The following is a 17,703-nucleotide window of genomic DNA, read 5'->3' as shown; positions in this document are numbered from 1 at the left end:
CGTATCACGCGACCGCACGCTTCAGTTCGACCTCGACCTGCCCACTGGGGGCGCCCATGGGCGCCCGGAAGGTGCGAAGACGCAGAGCGTTGGTGAGTACGAAGACGCTCGAGACTCCCATGGCGGCCGCTGCCAGGACGGGGGAGAGCAGGATACCGAAGAACGGGTAGAGGACGCCTGCGGCAACGGGGATGAGGATGACGTTGTAGAAGAACGCCCAGAACAGATTCTGGCGGATGTTGGTCATCGTCACTCGGGAGAGGGCCAGGGCGTTGGGGATACCGCGGAGGTCGCCCGCCATGAGGATCAGGTCGGCGCTCTCGATGGCGATGTCGGTGCCGGTGCCGATGGCGATCCCGACGTCGGCGCGGGCCAACGCCGGTGCATCGTTTATACCGTCGCCCACGAACGCCACCTTGGCGCCACGCCCCTGGAGTTCCTCTACGGCGGCCACCTTGCCTTCGGGCAGGACCTCGGCGACCACCTCGTCGATGCCCAGACGGCGGGCGATGGCGAGGGCGGTGGTGCGGTCGTCGCCGGTTACCATCACGATCCGCAGACCCTGCCGGTGGAGTTCTGCCACAGCCTCGGCCGAGGCCTCCTGAAGCGGGTCGGACACGGCGGCGACGCCTGCGAGTTTCCCGTCGACTGCTACGAATATCGGGCTCTTGCCGTCGCCGGCGAGCAGGTGCGCCTCCTCTGCGAAAGGTTGCGTTCCGATACCGAGACCGTCCATGTAGCGCGCCGCTCCCAGTTGAACGAGGTGGCCGTCTACCCGCGCCTCGACCCCGTAGCCGGGGACCGCCTCGAATCGGTCGGCGGCGCTCGAGTCAAGTCCTTGCGCCCTCGCGGCCCGCACTATCGCCTCGCCCAGCGGGTGCTCCGAGTACTGTTCGACGCTCGCCATCCAGCTCAGCAGTTGGGAGCGGTCGAAGTCGTCAGCGGGTCGCAGGTCGGTGAGTTCGGGCCTCCCAACGGTGAGCGTCCCGGTCTTGTCGAGCGCGATCACGCCGGTCTCCTGCAACGTCTGCAGGGCCGCGCCGTTGCGGAAGAGCGCCCCCATCTCGGCGGCCTTGCCCGTACCCACCATTATCGACGTAGGGGTCGCCAGACCCATCGCGCAGGGGCAGGCGATTATCAGAACCGCGACCGCGTTGACCAGCGCCAGGGTCAGTGCCGGCTGCGGACCCCAGAGGAGCCAGACGGCGAAGGTGAGCGCTGCGACGGCCAGGACGATCGGCACGAACACCGCCACCACCCGGTCGGCGAGTTGCTGGATCGGCACCTTCGAGCCCTGGGCCTCCTCTACCATCCTCACGATTCGGGCGAGGACGGTATCGCTTCCCACCTGAGTGGCCCTGAACCGGAAGGCGCCGGTCTTGTTCATGGTCCCGCCCACCACCTGGTCGCCTTCACCCTTGCGGACCGGCAGCGGCTCACCTGTGATCATCGATTCGTCGACGTAGGAGGATCCCTCCGATACCGTTCCGTCGACCGGGATCCTCTCGCCGGGTCGAACGGCCAGCATGTCGCCGGTGGCGACCTCATCCACCGGCACTTCGACCGTCTCGCTGCCACGCACCAGAAGTGCGGTCTCGGGCCTCAGGTCGAGCAGCCGGCGGATGGCGTCGCCGGTGCGGCCCTTGGCCCGGGCCTCGAAATACTTGCCCAGCAGGATGAGGGTGATGATCGTAGCTGCCGCCTCGTAGTAGACGTGGGCCGTGCCGATCGGGAGCAAGCCGGGCCAGAAGGTGGCGACGACCGAGTAACCGTAGGCGGCGCTCGAGCCCAACATCACCAGTGTGTTCATGTCGGGCGATCCTTCGCGCAGGGCAGGCCAGCCCCGCCGGTAGAAGCGAAGTCCCGGCCCGAACTGGACCACCGTGGCGAGCAGGAAGAAGAGGTAGTTGAAGATTCGGTCCGGCACCAGGGAGTGGAGCCGAGTGCCCAGCCCCGGGATGATCATCGGAACCATCTCGAGCAGCAGGATCGGCGCGGTGAGGATGGCGGCCACCACGACCGTCCGGCGCAACTTCCGCGACTCCCGTTCGCGCGCTTCGCGCTCGGCGTCGGCCTCCTCGCCGCCTGAGAGCTCCTCACGCACCCCGTAGCCGGCCCGGGTGATCGCCTCCTTCAACTGTTCGAGCCCGACCGAGCCTCCGAAACTCACCGTAGCCTTCTCGGTCGCCAGGTTCACGTTCGCCTCTCGTACTCCGTCCACCTTGAGTAGGGCCCGCTCGACCCTCGTGCTGCAGGCGGCGCAGGTCATGCCCTGTACGCCGAGATTCGTTCGCCTGATATCGTTGTTTTCGTCATCCATCTCGATCGCACCTCGTAGGCCGGTCGCCGACGCTCCCGGAGTTTCTCCGATCCTACCATCCCACCGGGGGTGGGTAGTCTTTGCCCGGGCTACTGTTCCTATCGGAGTCAGCATGCTATTCTCGAAGTCAGACAGTCACCCCACCCGGAGTGGGTGGCGAGAGGAGAACTCGATGACTCAGTTGAAGATCGGTGGGATGTCGTGCGGGCACTGCCAGGCGGCGGTGGAGTCGGCCCTGAAGTCGGTAGATGGCGTGGAGCAGGTGCGCGTCGATCTGGCCAGCGGGACCGCGGAAGTCGAAGGCGACGCCGACCTCGAAGCGCTGGTTGCTGCCGTGCAGGAAGAAGGCTACCAGGCTACCGCAGCGGGAACCGGAACCGCTCGGCACTGATGGACCGGATGGACGCGGCGCAGCCCGGGTCAGCCAACGAAGCTGCCGCGCCTCATGGGGCCGACTGCCTCCACCTGGATGACGAGACTCGCAAGGACGCGGTCAGGCGGCTGAAGGGGGCCCGTGGGCATCTCGAGGGAGTACTTCGGATGCTCGAAGACCCGGGCATCTACTGCGTCGACGTGATGAAGCAGCTCAGCGCTGTCCAGGGCGCCATCAGCAAGGTCAACGAGAAGGTACTCAGGTCGCACATCCGCGATCACGTCTCTACCGCCATCCTCAGAGGCGATACCGAGCAGATCGTCGACGAACTCATGGAGGCGCTCAAGTACCGCGGCGGGCGGTAGTTCAGGCTCAGCACACTCGAACTGCGCGATGCGGCGGTCCTACACGGGGCGGCCGTTCTAATCGCAGTCGCGATCCCGCCACCCACGTTCGACTTCATCCGGTCGGCAGCAACCCTTATCTTGGTGCTGGGGTTCGCCCCGGTACTGAGCTGGAGATCGGGGGACCTGGTTGCCCGACCGGAGGAGGAGGCAGCAGCTGTGGAGATCGAGACCCAGGCCAGGGTACCGCGGCCGTTCTTGAACCGAGCACTAACCAGCATCAGGAGCGTGTGGCGGGAGCTGGCATTCGGCCGGAACTCGACAAGCCGGGCGATCAGGCCCGACCTCCCGGACCCCGACCTCGGGAAACTCCGCAACCTCATGATCGACTGTATCGAGGAGCAAGGGATCGAAACTGCGGCGAGGGCCGAGGCCGCGAAGCTCGGCTACCTGTATCTGACCCTAAGTGAAGTGGGGCGCAAGCGCTTCCTCAGACTGCTTACCGAGGAGTTCGGACTCGATCCGCGACTAGTGTCCACAGCGGTGGAAGCGTACCTGCACGAGCCCGGAAGCGAGAGCTACGCCCGCCTCCAGGAGGCGCTCAGGCCGCCGCGCGTTCATCTCCTCAAGATGTTCAACTCGCTTCCCGAGGGCTTCAAGTTCCTCGTCGATCTCCGCGCCGACCTGCTTTCGTTCCTGAAGGAGGACGCTTCGCTCCGCGAGCTCGACCACGACCTCAAGTCGCTTTTCGAGGCGTGGTTCGACGTAGGTCTGCTCACCTTCGAAGACATTAGCTGGGACTCGCCTGCCTCGCTACTCGAGAAACTGGTGGCCTACGAGGCGGTTCACGCGATACGGTCCTGGGACGACCTGAAGAATCGACTCGACGAAGACCGGCGCTGCTACGCCTTCTTCCACCCGAAGATCCCCAACGAGCCTCTTATCTTCGTCGAAGTGGCGCTTACGAAGGGGATCCCTAGTCGGATCCACGACCTCCTCGATCTGGCCGCTCCGGTGATAGATCCCCATAAGGCCAACACGGCCGTTTTCTACTCGATCTCGAGCACTCAACAGGGTCTGCGTGGAATCAGCTTCGGGAACTTCCTGCTCAAGCAGGTGACCGATCGGCTCGCCCGCCAGCATCCCGGTCTCAGGACCTTCGTGACTCTCTCACCTATTCCCGGCTTCCGGCGCTGGCTGCTGGCCGCGCTGGCCGAGGGCAGGGCAGAGGAGCTGCTCGATGAGGAGGGGCGGGTCGGCAGGTTGCATGCAGCGGTCTCCGGGGCAGAGAGCCTGAGCGAGCTGCTCGAAGGTAACGACTGGTACCAGGACGAGACGATATCGGCCGCCCTGGAGGAACCGTTGATGCGGCTCTGCACGCACTACCTGCTCCATGAACGGAACCAGGTGGGCAAGCCGCGTGACCCGGTCGAACGATTCCATATCTTCAACGGCGCCAAGGTCGAGCGGCTCAACTGGCTCGCTGACACGTCCGAGAAGGGGCTGGCCGAGTCGTTCGGCATGATGGTGAACTACCTTTACGAGATCGACCGCCTCGAGGAGAACTACGAGCTCTTCTTCGCAGGCGAGGTCGCTGCTTCGAACGCGATCCTAAAGCTGGATAGAAGCGATCGGCGTGAAGGCGTTGCCAAGGAATGATAACCGCAGCGGATCGGCAACCCTCCCCGTCACGCCAACGGTGCCTCGCCACGTGCTACTCGGCGCTCTTCATCCGAGTAAGAGGTGAAGGCGGCAGCCTGGTTCACCGTTTACTCCGGGCTGGACAACACAAATCCGCGCACCGTCGATGAGGAAGTGCCGAAACTTGGAGTAGCAAGGGTAAGATAGGGCAGATGGACGCACTACGCACCCTCCTCAAACGGGACGAAAGCTACGCTATCCACGCCGTCATCCAGATCGCCGAGAACCCGGGCATCAGTACGGCCGAGATCGCCGCAAGACTGCAGCTGCCCCCGGCCTTCACCGCCAAGGTCATCCGCAAGCTCGTCCAGGCCGATCTGGTGGAGAGCCGGATGGGCCGCTCCGGCGGTCTCTCCCTCAAGGTCGAGGTGGACCGGCTTTCGATGCTCGACATCATCGAGGGCGTGTCGGGCAAGCTCATCCTCGACACCTGCCAGACGAAGAAGCAGTGCGCTACCCAGCAGCGTGTGGGCGGCTGCAACCTCAAGCTGGCCTGGCTCGCGACCACGCTGCAGATCCGCGAGGTGCTCTCCGAAGTGAAGATGGCGCAACTCTGCAAAGGCGTGAAGCCGGTACTCAGCCAAGCGAGCTGAGTCGACAGCAGGCAGAGAGCCTGCGCGCGTCGTTTGGTGCCGGCCAGGCGCAAGGACAGCGCGACCTGTCCGAGGCGCAGCCCGTCGCCGCTCGTACAAAAAGTGGAGTCGCTGGCATCCGTTCGAGCGCGCTCCAGTCGAGTTCAACCGAGGCCGCGTCCTCCGACGCTACCCCGTTCGGGCAGCAGCAGTTCACCTATGAGGAAGACGAAGAGCAGGCTGGAGAGGTACTCGATCCCGCCCCAGAGCGCGAACAGGGCGGGGGGCAGCGCGAGTCCCCACACGAGCGCCATTCCCAGCAGGCCGATGTTGGCGAGGACGATCTGGGTCAGCGCCAGCCGGGGACGCTTGAACGGTCTGCCGCTGAAGCGCGGCAGAGCATGATAGGCCACGCCGTAAATCATCATGCTCACGAACCCGAGCAGGTTCAGGTGAGCGTGCGCCGGTCGCCACACGTAACCGACTAGACCCGAACCCATCAGCAGCCCCAACGTGTTGGCCAGCAGGAAGTAGGTCAGGGAGCTGGCCAGAGCCACCCGGCTGGCGGTTATCACGAGCCGGGAGTGATGATCCCCAGAACCAGGAAGTTGCCGTCTGCAGCTGCAGCTCCGTGGGCCTCGCCGGGCTCGGCCTGGATCATCGTGCCGGCCTTCGCGTCGATCCTGTTCTCGCCGGCCCAGAGCGAACCGCGCCCCTCGAGGGCGATCATGTGGACTCGCGGTTCGCCCCGGCCCTTCACCTCCTGCCCGTTCGCGAGGCTGAAGAGGACCAGTTTGGCTTCCGCCGAAGAGGAGAGGATCCGCGTGTGCCGTCGGTCGCCGTACTGAGCCTGATCCAGGAGGTTCACTCCTGGTACCTGCTCGTCAATCGCGACAGGACCAGGTCCGCGTCGACCGTTGCCTCCTGGGCGGCCTCACCCAGGGAGAGGCTGCCACCACAGCAGCTGTCGATACCGAACTCATCGAGGACTACGATTGCGTCGGGGGCGAGTTCCAGGATCCGGTTGACCGAAGTCTCGCGCGTTATCTGATCGAGAGGGCTTGCCATAAGCAGATTTTCGCTCCACGGTGCTCTCCCGCTCCATGACCTGGGTCAACCAGACAGCAAGGAGGGCGGCCGCCTGAGACCGCCCTCCCGGAGGCATGAGGAGTTAGCGGTAGCTCAGACCCGGCCTACCTTAACGCGCCATGTCTCAGGTCCCTCCTCGAGATACTCCCAGGAGGCCTGGCCCGGCCGCTCCATCTGGAACTGGTAGTAGAGCGGCTTCGGATCGTGGTCGTTGATGAGCTCGAACGCCTGGCCCGACTCGAGGCCGTCGAAAAGCTTGAAGATCTTCGCGTGACGCTCGCGGGGGATGATCTCACGGACATCGAACTTCTGCACTTCTTTCCTGCCTTCCCGCACCTTGGCCCCAAGGCCCTGGTGCTTCAAGAACGCCCTTTCAGATAACGGACTCCCAGGACGCTGAGCTCACCCTCGCCGGCGATCAGCGCCTTGGTGTCGCCTGCGGATACGTGAACAACGTCGCCCGTTTCGACGGCGTGCTCCTCGGAGCCCTCCCGCACGAAGCCACTTCCGGCGAGAACGCAGAAAAGAGTCTCACTGGCGTCGCTGGCCGGTGCCTCGAGCGTCTGGCCATGCTTGAGGCACAGCAGCATGCTGGCGAGGTTGGTCCCCATGTTGAGAACCTGCGGGGCCGGGCCGTTCTCCAGGAACTTGCGGCGCGCCAGAGCCTTTATGAGGGGCATGGGAACAGCTCCGCGACTTGGCGGTGATGTCGTGCTCGGGCTGTCTGGGACGTTCTCATGGCCGGATCTTGACGCCTCAGGGACCCGCTCCTCCATGACCTGGGTCATGGGAGCTGGGCGGTGAGCGAGCCTAGACTCCGGGCGATGGACGGAGAGATCCTCGACAACCGCGGCCTCGAACCGCCCATGCCAATGGTGCGGACGCTCGAAGCTTACGAGCGCCTGCTTCCCGGCGGGAGGCTGGTGATCCACAACGACCGGGTGCCTATCTACCTGCTTCCTCAGCTGGAGGAGCGGGGCGCTGAGTACCATGTGCACCCGCAGGATGACGGCAGCACGCAGGTAGAGATCCTGAAGCCGGCCGCTAGTCCAGCGCCGTGAATCTCCGAGCGAACGCTGTCCCTTTCTGGGTACCGGCGCGCTTCCTGTTGACGGGGGCAGCATCCCTTGCCGCCGCGGCCACGGCGCTCGCGCTCGACCCGGAACTGCTGCTTGGCTACTACGCAACGCCTGCAGCGCTAGCGGTGGTTCACACGCTAACGCTCGGGTTCGCCTCCATGGTGCTGGTCGGTGCGATGCACCAGCTGATGCCGGTGGTCCTGGTCACGCAGCTGCACTCCGCCCGGTTGGGAACGGTGACCTACTGGCTGCTGTTGGCCGGTAGTGCAGGAGTGGTCATAGGGTTCGCCACGGGGTACCGAGTCTGGCTGCTGGCAACTGGTGGCAGCCTCGCCGTCTGCGGGCTCCTGGTCTTCGCCTACAACGTCTGGCGCACGAGCCGAAGCGCCACCTCGCGGGACGCGGTCGGTGCTGCCATGCTCGCCGCCGCAATGTATCTCACGGCGACGGCCGCAGCCGGAGTCCTCGTAGCCCTGAGCCGGCGGATACCGGCCCTGGCCGACGCGCTCGGCAACCCGACGCTGTTGCATCTTGGGCTCGGCCTCTTCGGTACCTTCTTCCTCGCGATCGCTGGAGCGGGACACAAGTTGCTGGGGATGTTCGTCCTGAGCCACGGCGTGTCGCAGAAGCGGCTGCGTCTCCTCACGGGAGCGGTGCACGTTGGCCTGGCGCTCCTGGCTATCCAGACGTTCACAGGTCTCCCGCTTCTGGAATTCGCCGGGCTCGCGCTCATCGCCGCCGTGATCCTCTTCCTCCTGGACGTGATCGCCATCGTGCGCAAGCGCGTGAGGCGCAAGCTCGGCCTTCCGCTCAGGCTCTTCGTCCTGGCACCCGTGTTGCTGGTGCCAACCGCACTGTTCTCAGCCGTCGGTCCTGCTCCGGCCGCGGTGGCGGCCATACTGTTCGGCTTCGTCACTCTGTCGATAGTCGGGATGTACTCGAAGATCCTCGGCTTCCTCACCTGGCAGCACCGCTACGGAGCATTGGTAGGACGAGCCAGGGTTCCGCTGCTTGGTGAACTTGCTCTCGGTTGGCTGGATCGGTGCACCTTCTGGTGCATCACCGTCTCCGTCCCGCTGGTCGTCGCGACGCGGGTGGTGGCCAGCCCACTCGTGGCCACCATCGGTGCCACGTTGTTCGCGGTCGCCGCCTGGTCCCAGCTGGTTCAGGCGTTCTGGATCGTCTTCGGCGACCACTCGTTGGAAGCGCCTGCGGCGGAACCCGCGGCGGCATGAGGAGGCGACCGGGATCGCAGTCGAGATAACGGAACTCAACCCGGTCGTGCCGGCTTCGCAGGTCCTCGAAGCGCTCGGCGACGTAATCGACCCCGAACTGGGTGTCGATCTGGTCAATCTCGGCCTCGTCTACTCGGTTGCGGTGATAGCCAGGAACATCGAAGCGACCATAAGCCTGACCACGCCCGGCTGCCCGATGCACGGGACCATCGAGAAGGACGTGCTCCTTACCCTGGAACGGCTCCCGGGCGTCGAGTTCGTGGACGTGAAGATCGTCTGGGACCCGCCCTGGTCTCCAGAGATGATGACCGACGAGGGCAGGCGCCGGCTGCACTGGATCTGAGCTCTAACGACCGGCGGAATCGGCCATGGCCCGCAACCCGGCGTCATCGATACCGGTGACCGTGCGCCGCTGCATAGTCACCATCCCGGAGTTCTGCAGTCGCGACAGGTTGCGGCTGACCAGCTCCGGCACCGTGCCAAGTCGACCGGCGATCTCACCGTTGGTCTCCAGCTCGAAGGGAAGACCGGCAGCGGCGCGGTCGAGCAGGTGTCCCGCCAGGCGTTGAACCACCTCCTGGAAGGAGAGCTGCTCGACGAGTTCGACGAGCCGCCTCAGCCTCCTGCCCAGGGTGCGGAGCAGGTGAAGCGCGACGTCCGGCCTCTCCCTAAGAACCTGCTTGAGGGCCGCATCGGGCAGCACCAACAGCTCACACTCCTCCAGCGCCTCGGCGCTCGCCGGATAAACCCCTTCGTCGAAGCTGGGCAACTCGGCCACCGAACTGAACGGCCGCTCAACGGTCAGTACCAGCTCCCGGCCAGACTGCGGCGAGATCACGAATACCTTGAGGGAACCGGTGACTACCACCCGCAGCGCCTCTGCTGGCTCACCGGCCATGAAGATGCTCTGCCCCTTCTCCAATCGCAACCGGGTAGCGATCGCTGCCAGGGCCTCTATGTCCTCGTCGGGAAGTTGAGCGAAGAGGGGGCAACGCGCGAGAACCTGGGCGTTGTCGAGGCGCACCCCTCAAGAGTAACCGGAGTGAAGCAGGAACGGGACTTTCATAACCTGCGCACATGTAGCCTCGGGATGATGATCTGAAGTGAAAGGGGTCAACTCGATGAGCACCCGCAGCACGACCGCAGCCCGTATCTATCCCGAACCGCGCATCAGCAAACTTGTCTTCGCCAGCAAGGCATCGGTACCGTTCTGGACCCTGGTGCGCCTCTACCTGGGGTGGCTGTGGCTCAGCTCGGGACTGGGCAAGGTCACCGACCCTGCCTGGGTGGGACCCGAGGCCGGCGGAGCCGTTCGCGGCTTCCTCGGCCGCGCGCTGACCCTCTCGAGCGGCGATCATCCGAGCGTAGCAGGATGGTACGCCTGGCTCATCGAGAACCTGTTCCTGCCGAACGCCTCAGTCATGGGCCACCTGGTTGCGTTCGGCGAGCTGCTGGTGGGCCTCGCCCTGCTACTGGGCTTCCTCACCGGCGTGAGCGCCTTCCTGGGCGGGTTCCTGAATGCAAGCTTCCTGCTTGCCGGAACCGTCTCGAGCAACCCGGTGATGTTCATCCTGGCGACCTGGTTGGTCCTCGCCTGGCGCGTGGCCGGTTACTGGGGCCTCGACTACTGGGTTTTGCCCTGGCTGGGGGCTCCTCGGGGAAGGAGCCTCAGGCGCAGAACCTCGGCAGGCTGATATGCCTGGCGTGCGATCTCAACCCTGTTCGGTGGCCTCGCGCCTACTCCTCAACTCGAGGATCATCTCCTTGGTCTTCACCCGCGCCTGCATCGCGACCGCGAAGGTGACGATCGCAGCCAACAGCAGCAGGCCCGAACAGATCGACAGCCAGTGGGGAAGAGGATCACCGCTGTACCGCCACCAGGGCTCGGCGATGATGCGAAGTACCAGCCCCGCGTTGAGCAGATAGAAGGTGAGGGCTTCGAGGCCCTCCTGCTTCAGTTGGCCGGGTCTGGGCATCATCCAGTAGGCGACCCCCATAACCATCGACAGGAAGAAACCGATCACTCCCAGATGCACGTGGGTAACGCGGAAGAAACCGGCGAGCGTCGGTTCGATCAGGAACGCTACCCCGAGCAGCCCGGTGAGTACCAGGTACACGAGGGCGGCTTTGACGAGCAGATACTCGTAGCGGCTCACCCGAAGACCGTACCCGCTGCGGTGAGCGCCACGAGGAGTAGCCCGAAAGCAAGCTCCCGCATACCGACGTACTTGGGCTGGGTGGCCCGGCGATACTTCGAGAGGCCCAGCAGTGCCCGGACCGCCAGAACGACGATGGCCATCAGCGCCGCGTATGGGAGGACACCGGTCACGACGGGAGCGGTGACGACCATCAGGGCACCGAACTGAGCAGCGACCGGGACCGTCAAACCGGCCGGGCGGTCGTACTCGAGCCTGAGGCGGGCCCGCACGTAGAGGATCGAGGAGAGGTTACGTGCCAGGAGCAGGAGCCAGATAGCCATGGCAGGCACGAGTTCGCTGCCCCCAGCCAGCAGGATGGTTGGAGCGAGGGCCGAAACGGCGCTCGCCCCGCACAGCTCTGCGCCGAGCGACCGACCCCGGTTGCGGGCATCGAGGACGAGTTGCACCAGCGCCAGCGGGGCGACGACCAGAGCGGGGAAGAGGAAGGCGACCTCTCCTCGAAGCAGAACGGCCGTCAGCAGCGCGGCGCCGGCCACCGGCGCGTAGAAGAGGACGAACCGCAGGGCAAGGCCGGTTCTCGGGTAGGTCTTGCCCCTCCGTCGGTCGGCCAGGACGAGGCTGAGCGGATGTTGGGTGAGAAGCGCGCCCAGGGCAGCGACCCCCAGCGACGCGCCCGCCAGTGAGGGCGCCAGCAGCAGTCCCAGCAAGGCAGGCTCGAGCAGGAACGCCCAGGCGCCGTGCTCGTTCGGGAGAGCAACCGTCTTCAGGGGTACGCTAGGTCTCTTCGCCGTTACCGCCACTAGCTGCCGGCCTCGACGTTCACGCGACCCCCTCACGCCAGACGATGGCTCCAACGGGGCACTCGGCCATCGCTTCGAGGGTGATCGCCAAGATGGGGATGTGCTGCGGGTCGTTCACGATCACAGTGGAAAGGTCGAAGCAGGCGCCGCACTCGGTGCATCTCGCCTCGTCGATCCTCATCTCGCTCGGTCGCCCGCCGGCCGCCGGCTTTCTTCGCCTGCCGCTCTTCACGGAGGCCAGCTTGACTCGCAGTGCGCCGACACAGCCATGACCTGAATCATGGGCAGGAGTCCGGCCCGCGTCTTAGGCTGCTGCTGGATGCGGATGCTGATCGTTTACGGGAGCACTTACGGGGACACGGCCGATGCCGCGGACAGGATCGCTACGAGGGTCGAGACGCTGTCGGGCGTTGAACCGGTACTCCGAGAGGTCGGCCGGACCGACCTGAGCGACCTCGAGTCGTACGACGTCATCCTGGTGGGCTGCTCGACCTGGAACGAGGGCGAAATCCAGGACGACTGGTTCGACAAACTACCCGAGCTCGACTCGCTGGACCTTGGCGGCAAACGGGTGGCGTTGTTCGGGTCTGGTGACCAGTTGGGATATCCGATCACCTTCCAGGACGCCCTAGGGATAATCGCAGAGAAGCTCGAGGCGCGCGGCGCCCAACTCGTGGGTCTCTGGCCGACTGACGGCTACGAGTTCGATGCCTCATTGGCGCTGCGAGGCGACGAGTTCGTGGGCCTGGCGCTCGATTACACCTGCCAGATCGAGCTGAACGAGGACCGGATCGAGCGTTGGACCGCTCAGCTGGTCGAGGAGCTCGGTCTCGTCCCCGCCCTGCCTGCGGCCCTCTGAGCTGCCGTAGTATCGGCCCGTGGGCGAGGTATTCGAGCGTGCGATCGTCGGCTTCCATCAGGATGAGGAGGGTCACTGGGTGGCAGACCTCGAGTGTGGCCACACCAGGCACGTGAGGCACGACCCGCCCTGGGTCACTCGGGAATGGGTGCTCACGGCAGAGGGCCGCAGACGGTTCCTGGGACGCCGACTCTTGTGCAAGACGTGTGCGGAGACGGGTCAGGCCATCAGGTAACTTCAGATCATCGATAGCGCTCGAAGGGGACGCAAGAAACTACTCTTGCTCGTTCAACTCGCGCGTTCGAGGCGACCACCCGCTCGACTCGTTCTCTGCGGTAGGGCCTCTTGCCGAGAGACTGGTCTCCGTACAGACATGGATGGATGTGTATGCGCCCTTGAGAGAGCTGGCCGAATGTGGCGGGTTCGTAGTGCTGATGGGCGTAAGCCTGGACCGGATGACGCTGATTCACCTGGCCGAGGAGCAGGCCGGCCGTACCCTGTTCCGGCGCTGGGCCAACGATCGGAACGGAGAGCCCGCTGCGGCCGCGGTTGGCGGCTGTTCAGAGGGGTTCGGAAAGTTCCAGCCCGTGCTGGAGAGTTGCGCTCGCCGGATGGTCGTGGGGGAGAGTGGCTGGACCGTCTATCCCGCTAGTGATGCGCTCTCCCTGGCTACCGAAGCCATCCGTTCGAACCCGGAAATTACCCACTGCGGTAACCGCGAGTGCGATCGTTGCAACGATGCGGTGCAGGGCGGGCCATTCCTATCAGGTTGAGCCGGCGCCGACGTGTCATAGTGTATACTCTAGAGTGTCACTTGACTGGAGTCGAAATGGAAGTAAAAGCCAAGGAGTTGCGATCTGACACGAAGCGGATCCTGGACGCGGTTGAGCGCGGCGAGGAAGTGATCGTCACCTATCGGGGCAAGCCAAGAGCCAAGATGACGGCCATCGGTGTGAAGAAGAGATCGATGCCCGACTTTGGCAACTCGCCCTTGTTCGGGATGTGGAGTGATCACGAGGCCACGGAGAACGTAGTCGAGTATGTCGATCGACTCCGAAAGGGCCGCTTCTGACCTCGCAGGCAAACCGACATGCTGATCGATACTGACATCCTGATCTGGTATCTGCGTGGCCACGTGCCTGCTGCGAGGTTTCTTCACGACACCAGTGGCATCGCCGCTTCGGCCGTTACCTATATGGAGCTGGTCCAGGGGATGCGAAGCAAGAGTGAGTTACGGACCCTCCAGCGTCAACTCCGGGAATGGGAGCTGCCGATTCATCCCATTTCAGAGTCGATCAGCGACAGAGCATCGTTTCTCGTAGAGCAGCATTTCCTGAGCCACTCGCTGCAGCTCGCAGACGCCCTAATAGCAGGTACCGCTCTCGAACACGGGTTGAAGTTGGCGACCGGCAACGTGAAACACTTCGAGGCTATCGACCAACTCGACATAGTAGAGTTCCACCCTTAATGGCCGTAGGCGAATCGAGGAAGTCAGGTGATGATCTGCGCCTCCGGCCTCTCCCCTGGTCTTGTGGAAACATAATGTGTATTATGATTCCACTAGGAGCGGGTGGGGAAGAGAGCGCCGGGCCTCTGCCTCTGGCGGCCTCGTGAGCGGTTCCAAGAAGGTGGGCGTCGTGGCAAAGTCGAACGAACTGAGCAGATCCCTCACCTCGAGCCTCGAGCGAGCCCGCTCTCTGCTCAGCATGAGCAGTGAGGACCGCAGGCACTTCGCGGCGCGAGCGGTGAACGAGCGCGATCACCAGGCGCTCTGGGAACTCACCGAGGCCTATCTGACGCGCAGGCAGGTCTCACGTCACACGATCAGTTCTTATCGGAAGGGCGTGATGACGCTGCTGGATGCCTGGAGCGGCGTCAACCTGCTGAGGCCCAGGCGGGAGGACGCCGAACTGTACGTCCTCGACCTGATGGCGCCCGACCGGCCCGTCGATGCGAACGACCGGAACAAGTACGAGGACGGCAGGCGGCTCAAGTACAAACCGCTGTCGCCGGCCTCGGTTCGTTCTCGAGTCTCGGCTGCCAAAGCCCTGTACGACGCTCTGCGCTGGACCGAAGTCACGGATGCCGATCCGTTCGACGACGTCACTCTTCCCAAGCTGCGCTCGAAGGCAGTCGAACGGGCGCGCGAGAAGTCGTACACGCCGCAGGAGTTGGCGATGATGGCCAAGGTGTGCAACGACTGGGACGACCGGCTGATCCTGTTGTTGGGTGCCCACGGGGGCCTGCGCGCCTCCGAGATGCTGGCGCTCCGTTGGGAGGACGTCGACCTCCACCGCGGCCGGCTCACGGTGAAGTTCGGCAAGGGCGGGACCACCGCCAGCGTGACGATGAGCGAGCAGCTGCTGGAGAACCTTCGGAAGCTGAGGGGCGCGCTCTTCCCCGCCGGCCGGGCCAGCGGCTTCATCCTCGACACGCGCTCCAGGTCCAGCCTCTACAAACGACTGGAACGCCTCTGGACGGACGCCTTCGTCGTGCAGGGCAAGGAGGTGCCGCCGTTCACCAAGGGAGTTCACGGCCTGCGGCACCATGCGGGCGTGGCTTACGCGCGTGAGACCAGCGACCTGCGCAAGGTCCGCGACCACCTGCGCCACGCCAGCATGTCGAGCACCGAGGTCTACATGGCGGCGGCCGAGGGCACCAACGAGGTCAGGGGATGGCGGATAGGTTTCGATGACGACTGAGCGCTCGATGACGGGCGCTTCGGAAGAGCGGTGAACTCCGGCGATCTTCTCATCGATGGTCGCCAAAGGCGAAAAGGCGTCCGGTAGTCGTGTAGCCAGAGCTTCGAGGATCAGGAGAACAAGCGGTTCGCTTCGTCGTAGGAAAGCTCGACGGCGGTCGAATAGGCGACTGAACCGCCGCGCACCTCGGATGCGATCTTGCGAAGCAGGCCGAAGACGGCCCGTACGGGGCCCGAACCGAGGCTCAGTCGTGCCACGCCCATCTCCTCGAGTTCCGCCGGGGACGGGCAGGCAGGAGTTGCGATGACGTTTAGCGGTCCTGCCAGTTCACGGACGAGAATCTCGATCGTCTCACGGCCGAAGCCTCCCGGTACGAAGATGCAGTCCGCGCCCGCCGCGAGGTAGGCGTTGCCTCTCGTCATGGACTGCTCCAGGCGTTCGGTTTCGTCACCGATGCCCAGCCAGTAGCTGTCCGTCCTCGCGTTGATGACGAAAGGCACTCCGCTCGAACTCCTGACTTCGGCGACCGCGCTCAAGACCTCGCACTGGAACTGGATGTCGACAAGAGTGGGCGGCCCGTCTACCCTGCCATCCTCGAGATTGATGCCGACCGCGCCAGCGGCTACGACCTCGGCGACGTTGGCCGCAATCCGGGAAGGTTCCGCTCCGTAACCCGCCTCGACGTCCACGCTGAGGGGCACCGAGATGCGGCGCGCGATTCGGGCGACGGCTGTCAGGAGCTCGGCCAGTGGCAGCTGCTGGCCGTCCGGATAACCCGAGCTGTACGAGATACCTGCGCTCGTCGTCCCTATCGCCTCGAAGCCGGCCCGCTCGAAGATGACGGCGCTGCCGGCGTCCCACGCGTTGGGCAGGAGCAGGAGCTCCGGCGCGGCGTGGAGCTCGAGAAATCGGCGAGCGAGATCGTGTTGTCGCATGTCCGAAGCATAGTCGCCCAGGCCGTCACCGATGACCGGCACTACAGATCCGGGCGGTGATCATCTATGCCGGATGCGCGGCTACTCTCGCCAGATCGACCAGCTCTTCGACTCGAGTTCCATGCGCTCCTCGGTGGGCCTGCCGGCTCGGCGCAGGAGCGCCAGGATCTGCCCCCGATGGTGGGAGTCGTGAACGATGGTGTGCTCCAGGAAGTGCACGGGATGAGACTCGTAAGCCCCGGTGAACTTGCGGCCCTCGTCCACGGCGCTCGTTACGGCGGCGCGGACCGCAGCGTCGCCGGCGTCGAACGCTCGCTGCAACTCTTCGATGCTCGTGATTGTCAACCAGAAGCTCGACTGGTCGCCGTCCGCCACCGAAGGCACGGACTCGGCGTGCTGCGGGGAGACCTTCGTAAGCCAGCCGTAACGGAATTCGGCCATGTCGGCGAGGTGCTGCCCAACGGTGTAGCCGCCCGCCCCGTCGTCGTGTCCCAGGTCATCCATTTTCAGAGTAGCCAGCGTTGCCCGATTGACCCTGCCGTTGCGATCGAACGCCTCCAGAACGAAATCGATTCCTGACACGGTTGCCTCCTTGCCCGTCCGCACTGTAACCATCATGAAGTTACGCTGCCATAGAGATGGATTCGCGCCCCGCTCAACTCCTGCTCCTGGGAACCTTCCACTTCGGCGACACTATCGACGCCACCAAGGTCGAATTCGATGCCCTAGCGCCATTGAGGCAGCAGGAGATCGTCAGGCTCGTCGAGCGCTTGTCCCGGTTCAAGGCGAACGTGGTTGCTGTAGAAGCAGGCGTGGACGAGCGGGCGGAGTTGAACGAGCGGTACGCTGCCTTCAGAGAGGGCCGGCTCGAACCGAGGGCGAACGAGGTCGAGCAGATAGGATTCCGCCTCGCCGCCCGTTGTGAGCTCGAGAGGGTCACGCCTGTCGACCAAGCGGTCGATATGCCGTTCGACCCGCTCTTCAGGTGGGCAGAAGCGAACGATCCGGAGTTCGTCCGAGACTTCTGGCGTTCGCTGAGGGTGCAGGAGCGACACGACGCCGACCTCGTGAGTAGGTCAACCCTTCTCGAAGCTCTGAACTACTTCAACGACCCCGCGTTCGTCGCCAGAGACCATGCGCGGTACTTGCAGCTCTCCGCGGTCGGTAACCAAGAGAACGACCTGGGAACGAATCTGCTCGCTGCCTGGTATGAGCGGAACGCCACCATCTTCGAGAACCTTACGCGGGTCGCCGAACCCGGAGGCAGGATCATCCTGATCATCGGATCGGGCCACCTCGCAATACTTCGCGACCTCATCAGCCGCTCGCCACAACTGGTCGAGGTCCCCCTCGAGGAATACCTCAGGACTTAGCAGCCAGCTACTCATCGACTGGTTGTCGAGTCGTTCCGCCGGCTTGACCGCTCAGATCGGCTGCCGGCCCGTTCGACACCCTTGTAACCACTCCTTTGCTAACCTCTAGACTTCGGAAGTGACCGCAGCGGAGGAGCAGGTCCTCGAAGTCGTACAGTCGTG

26 protein-coding genes are annotated in these 17,703 nt (G+C 64.5%); 15 read left to right on the top strand and 11 right to left on the bottom strand.

The window, feature by feature from the left end; all coding sequences use genetic code 11:
* Window positions 1-4: 4 nt before the first annotated feature.
* Window positions 5-2,320 (bottom strand): heavy metal translocating P-type ATPase, encoded by a 2,316-nt coding sequence (locus tag VF168_10530; GenBank protein HEX7004609.1) that lies wholly within the window; start codon window positions 2,318-2,320, stop codon window positions 5-7.
* 172 nt (window positions 2,321-2,492) lie between these two features.
* Between VF168_10530 and VF168_10525 the strand changes: the two genes are divergently transcribed.
* The 4 genes from VF168_10525 (at window position 2,493) to VF168_10510 (ending at window position 5,331) form a co-directional block, all read left to right on the top strand.
* Window positions 2,493-2,711, top strand: a complete 219-nt coding sequence (locus VF168_10525) for a cation transporter (protein HEX7004608.1) — start codon at window positions 2,493-2,495, stop codon at window positions 2,709-2,711.
* Window positions 2,712-2,719: 8 nt separating this feature from the next.
* Entirely contained in the window at window positions 2,720-3,058 is a 339-nt protein-coding gene (locus tag VF168_10520) for a metal-sensitive transcriptional regulator (GenBank protein HEX7004607.1), read from the top strand.
* A 198-nt stretch (window positions 3,059-3,256) separates the two neighbouring features.
* Entirely contained in the window at window positions 3,257-4,696 is a 1,440-nt protein-coding gene (locus VF168_10515) for a malonyl-CoA decarboxylase (GenBank protein ID HEX7004606.1), read from the top strand.
* A 194-nt stretch (window positions 4,697-4,890) separates the two neighbouring features.
* On the top strand, window positions 4,891-5,331 hold the full coding sequence (locus VF168_10510) for an Rrf2 family transcriptional regulator (GenBank protein HEX7004605.1): 441 nt from the start codon (window positions 4,891-4,893) through the stop codon (window positions 5,329-5,331).
* Window positions 5,332-5,474: 143 nt separating this feature from the next.
* Here the strand turns inward: VF168_10510 and VF168_10505 are convergent, their stop codons facing one another.
* The 5 genes from VF168_10505 to VF168_10485 all read right to left on the bottom strand — a co-directional run bounded on the left by VF168_10505 (window position 5,475) and on the right by VF168_10485 (window position 7,079).
* A complete protein-coding gene (locus VF168_10505) occupies window positions 5,475-5,885 on the bottom strand; it encodes a hypothetical protein (protein HEX7004604.1) in 411 nt (136 codons plus the stop codon).
* On the bottom strand, window positions 5,882-6,178 hold the full coding sequence (locus VF168_10500; GenBank protein HEX7004603.1) for a hypothetical protein: 297 nt from the start codon (window positions 6,176-6,178) through the stop codon (window positions 5,882-5,884). The genes VF168_10505 and VF168_10500 overlap by 4 nt, the downstream gene beginning before the upstream one ends.
* Window positions 6,175-6,378 carry a DUF542 domain-containing protein gene (locus VF168_10495; protein HEX7004602.1) on the bottom strand — a complete coding sequence of 68 codons (204 nt, stop codon included), beginning with the start codon at window positions 6,376-6,378 and terminating at the stop codon, window positions 6,175-6,177. Before VF168_10495 ends, VF168_10500 begins: the two co-directional genes overlap by 4 nt.
* Window positions 6,379-6,492: 114 nt before the next feature.
* Window positions 6,493-6,714 carry a DUF2249 domain-containing protein gene (locus VF168_10490; protein HEX7004601.1) on the bottom strand — a complete coding sequence of 74 codons (222 nt, stop codon included), beginning with the start codon at window positions 6,712-6,714 and terminating at the stop codon, window positions 6,493-6,495.
* Window positions 6,715-6,758: 44 nt separating this feature from the next.
* Window positions 6,759-7,079, bottom strand: coding sequence for a hypothetical protein (locus tag VF168_10485; protein HEX7004600.1), 321 nt, complete (start codon window positions 7,077-7,079; stop codon window positions 6,759-6,761).
* Between the two features lie 144 nt (window positions 7,080-7,223).
* Here VF168_10485 and VF168_10480 point away from each other — a divergent pair, with 144 nt between their 5' ends.
* Genes VF168_10480 through VF168_10470 form a run of 3 tightly spaced genes read left to right on the top strand, consistent with a single transcriptional unit; the run spans window position 7,224 to window position 9,056 of the window.
* The gene (locus tag VF168_10480) at window positions 7,224-7,460 is read left to right on the top strand and encodes a DUF2249 domain-containing protein (GenBank protein HEX7004599.1); all 237 of its coding nucleotides are present in this window, start codon (window positions 7,224-7,226) and stop codon (window positions 7,458-7,460) included.
* Complete coding sequence (locus tag VF168_10475; GenBank protein ID HEX7004598.1) at window positions 7,457-8,713, top strand: hypothetical protein; 1,257 nt, start codon at window positions 7,457-7,459, stop codon at window positions 8,711-8,713. Before VF168_10480 ends, VF168_10475 begins: the two co-directional genes overlap by 4 nt.
* Before the next feature lie 46 nt (window positions 8,714-8,759).
* Complete coding sequence (locus VF168_10470) at window positions 8,760-9,056, top strand: metal-sulfur cluster assembly factor (GenBank protein ID HEX7004597.1); 297 nt, start codon at window positions 8,760-8,762, stop codon at window positions 9,054-9,056.
* Window positions 9,057-9,059: 3 nt separating this feature from the next.
* Here VF168_10470 and VF168_10465 read toward each other — a convergent pair whose 3' ends face one another.
* Window positions 9,060-9,737, bottom strand: coding sequence for a Crp/Fnr family transcriptional regulator (locus tag VF168_10465; GenBank protein ID HEX7004596.1), 678 nt, complete (start codon window positions 9,735-9,737; stop codon window positions 9,060-9,062).
* 79 nt (window positions 9,738-9,816) lie between these two features.
* Between VF168_10465 and VF168_10460 the strand changes: the two genes are divergently transcribed.
* Window positions 9,817-10,407 carry a DoxX family membrane protein gene (locus VF168_10460; GenBank protein HEX7004595.1) on the top strand — a complete coding sequence of 197 codons (591 nt, stop codon included), beginning with the start codon at window positions 9,817-9,819 and terminating at the stop codon, window positions 10,405-10,407.
* 18 nt (window positions 10,408-10,425) lie between these two features.
* Here VF168_10460 and VF168_10455 read toward each other — a convergent pair whose 3' ends face one another.
* Window positions 10,426-10,869 (bottom strand): hypothetical protein, encoded by a 444-nt coding sequence (locus VF168_10455; protein ID HEX7004594.1) that lies wholly within the window; start codon window positions 10,867-10,869, stop codon window positions 10,426-10,428.
* On the bottom strand, window positions 10,866-11,672 hold the full coding sequence (locus VF168_10450; GenBank protein HEX7004593.1) for a YwiC-like family protein: 807 nt from the start codon (window positions 11,670-11,672) through the stop codon (window positions 10,866-10,868). The genes VF168_10455 and VF168_10450 overlap by 4 nt, the downstream gene beginning before the upstream one ends.
* A gap of 319 nt (window positions 11,673-11,991) precedes the next feature.
* On the opposite strand from VF168_10450, the gene VF168_10445 reads away from it, so the two are divergent.
* From VF168_10445 to VF168_10420, 6 genes are all read left to right on the top strand, one after another.
* The gene (locus VF168_10445) at window positions 11,992-12,531 is read left to right on the top strand and encodes a flavodoxin (GenBank protein HEX7004592.1); all 540 of its coding nucleotides are present in this window, start codon (window positions 11,992-11,994) and stop codon (window positions 12,529-12,531) included.
* Between the two features lie 19 nt (window positions 12,532-12,550).
* On the top strand, window positions 12,551-12,766 hold the full coding sequence (locus VF168_10440) for a DUF3565 domain-containing protein (GenBank protein HEX7004591.1): 216 nt from the start codon (window positions 12,551-12,553) through the stop codon (window positions 12,764-12,766).
* On the top strand, window positions 12,738-13,304 hold the full coding sequence (locus tag VF168_10435; protein HEX7004590.1) for an AAC(3) family N-acetyltransferase: 567 nt from the start codon (window positions 12,738-12,740) through the stop codon (window positions 13,302-13,304). Before VF168_10440 ends, VF168_10435 begins: the two co-directional genes overlap by 29 nt.
* 56 nt (window positions 13,305-13,360) lie before the next feature.
* Window positions 13,361-13,603 (top strand): type II toxin-antitoxin system prevent-host-death family antitoxin, encoded by a 243-nt coding sequence (locus tag VF168_10430; protein HEX7004589.1) that lies wholly within the window; start codon window positions 13,361-13,363, stop codon window positions 13,601-13,603.
* 18 nt (window positions 13,604-13,621) lie between these two features.
* Window positions 13,622-13,999, top strand: a complete 378-nt coding sequence (locus tag VF168_10425) for a type II toxin-antitoxin system VapC family toxin (GenBank protein ID HEX7004588.1) — start codon at window positions 13,622-13,624, stop codon at window positions 13,997-13,999.
* A 169-nt stretch (window positions 14,000-14,168) separates the two neighbouring features.
* Window positions 14,169-15,233 (top strand): site-specific integrase, encoded by a 1,065-nt coding sequence (locus tag VF168_10420; protein HEX7004587.1) that lies wholly within the window; start codon window positions 14,169-14,171, stop codon window positions 15,231-15,233.
* Between the two features lie 110 nt (window positions 15,234-15,343).
* Here the strand turns inward: VF168_10420 and VF168_10415 are convergent, their stop codons facing one another.
* Entirely contained in the window at window positions 15,344-16,168 is an 825-nt protein-coding gene (locus VF168_10415; protein ID HEX7004586.1) for an isocitrate lyase/phosphoenolpyruvate mutase family protein, read from the bottom strand.
* A gap of 81 nt (window positions 16,169-16,249) precedes the next feature.
* Complete coding sequence (locus VF168_10410; GenBank protein HEX7004585.1) at window positions 16,250-16,750, bottom strand: DinB family protein; 501 nt, start codon at window positions 16,748-16,750, stop codon at window positions 16,250-16,252.
* 56 nt (window positions 16,751-16,806) lie between these two features.
* Between VF168_10410 and VF168_10405 the strand changes: the two genes are divergently transcribed.
* Window positions 16,807-17,541 (top strand): DUF5694 domain-containing protein, encoded by a 735-nt coding sequence (locus VF168_10405; GenBank protein HEX7004584.1) that lies wholly within the window; start codon window positions 16,807-16,809, stop codon window positions 17,539-17,541.
* The last annotated feature ends 162 nt before the right edge of the window (window positions 17,542-17,703 follow it).

This window comes from Trueperaceae bacterium (assembly GCA_036381595.1).
In the GTDB taxonomy this organism is placed as follows: Bacteria; Deinococcota; Deinococci; order Deinococcales; family Trueperaceae; genus DASVCN01.
This window is presented reverse-complemented; position numbering and strand designations above follow the sequence as displayed.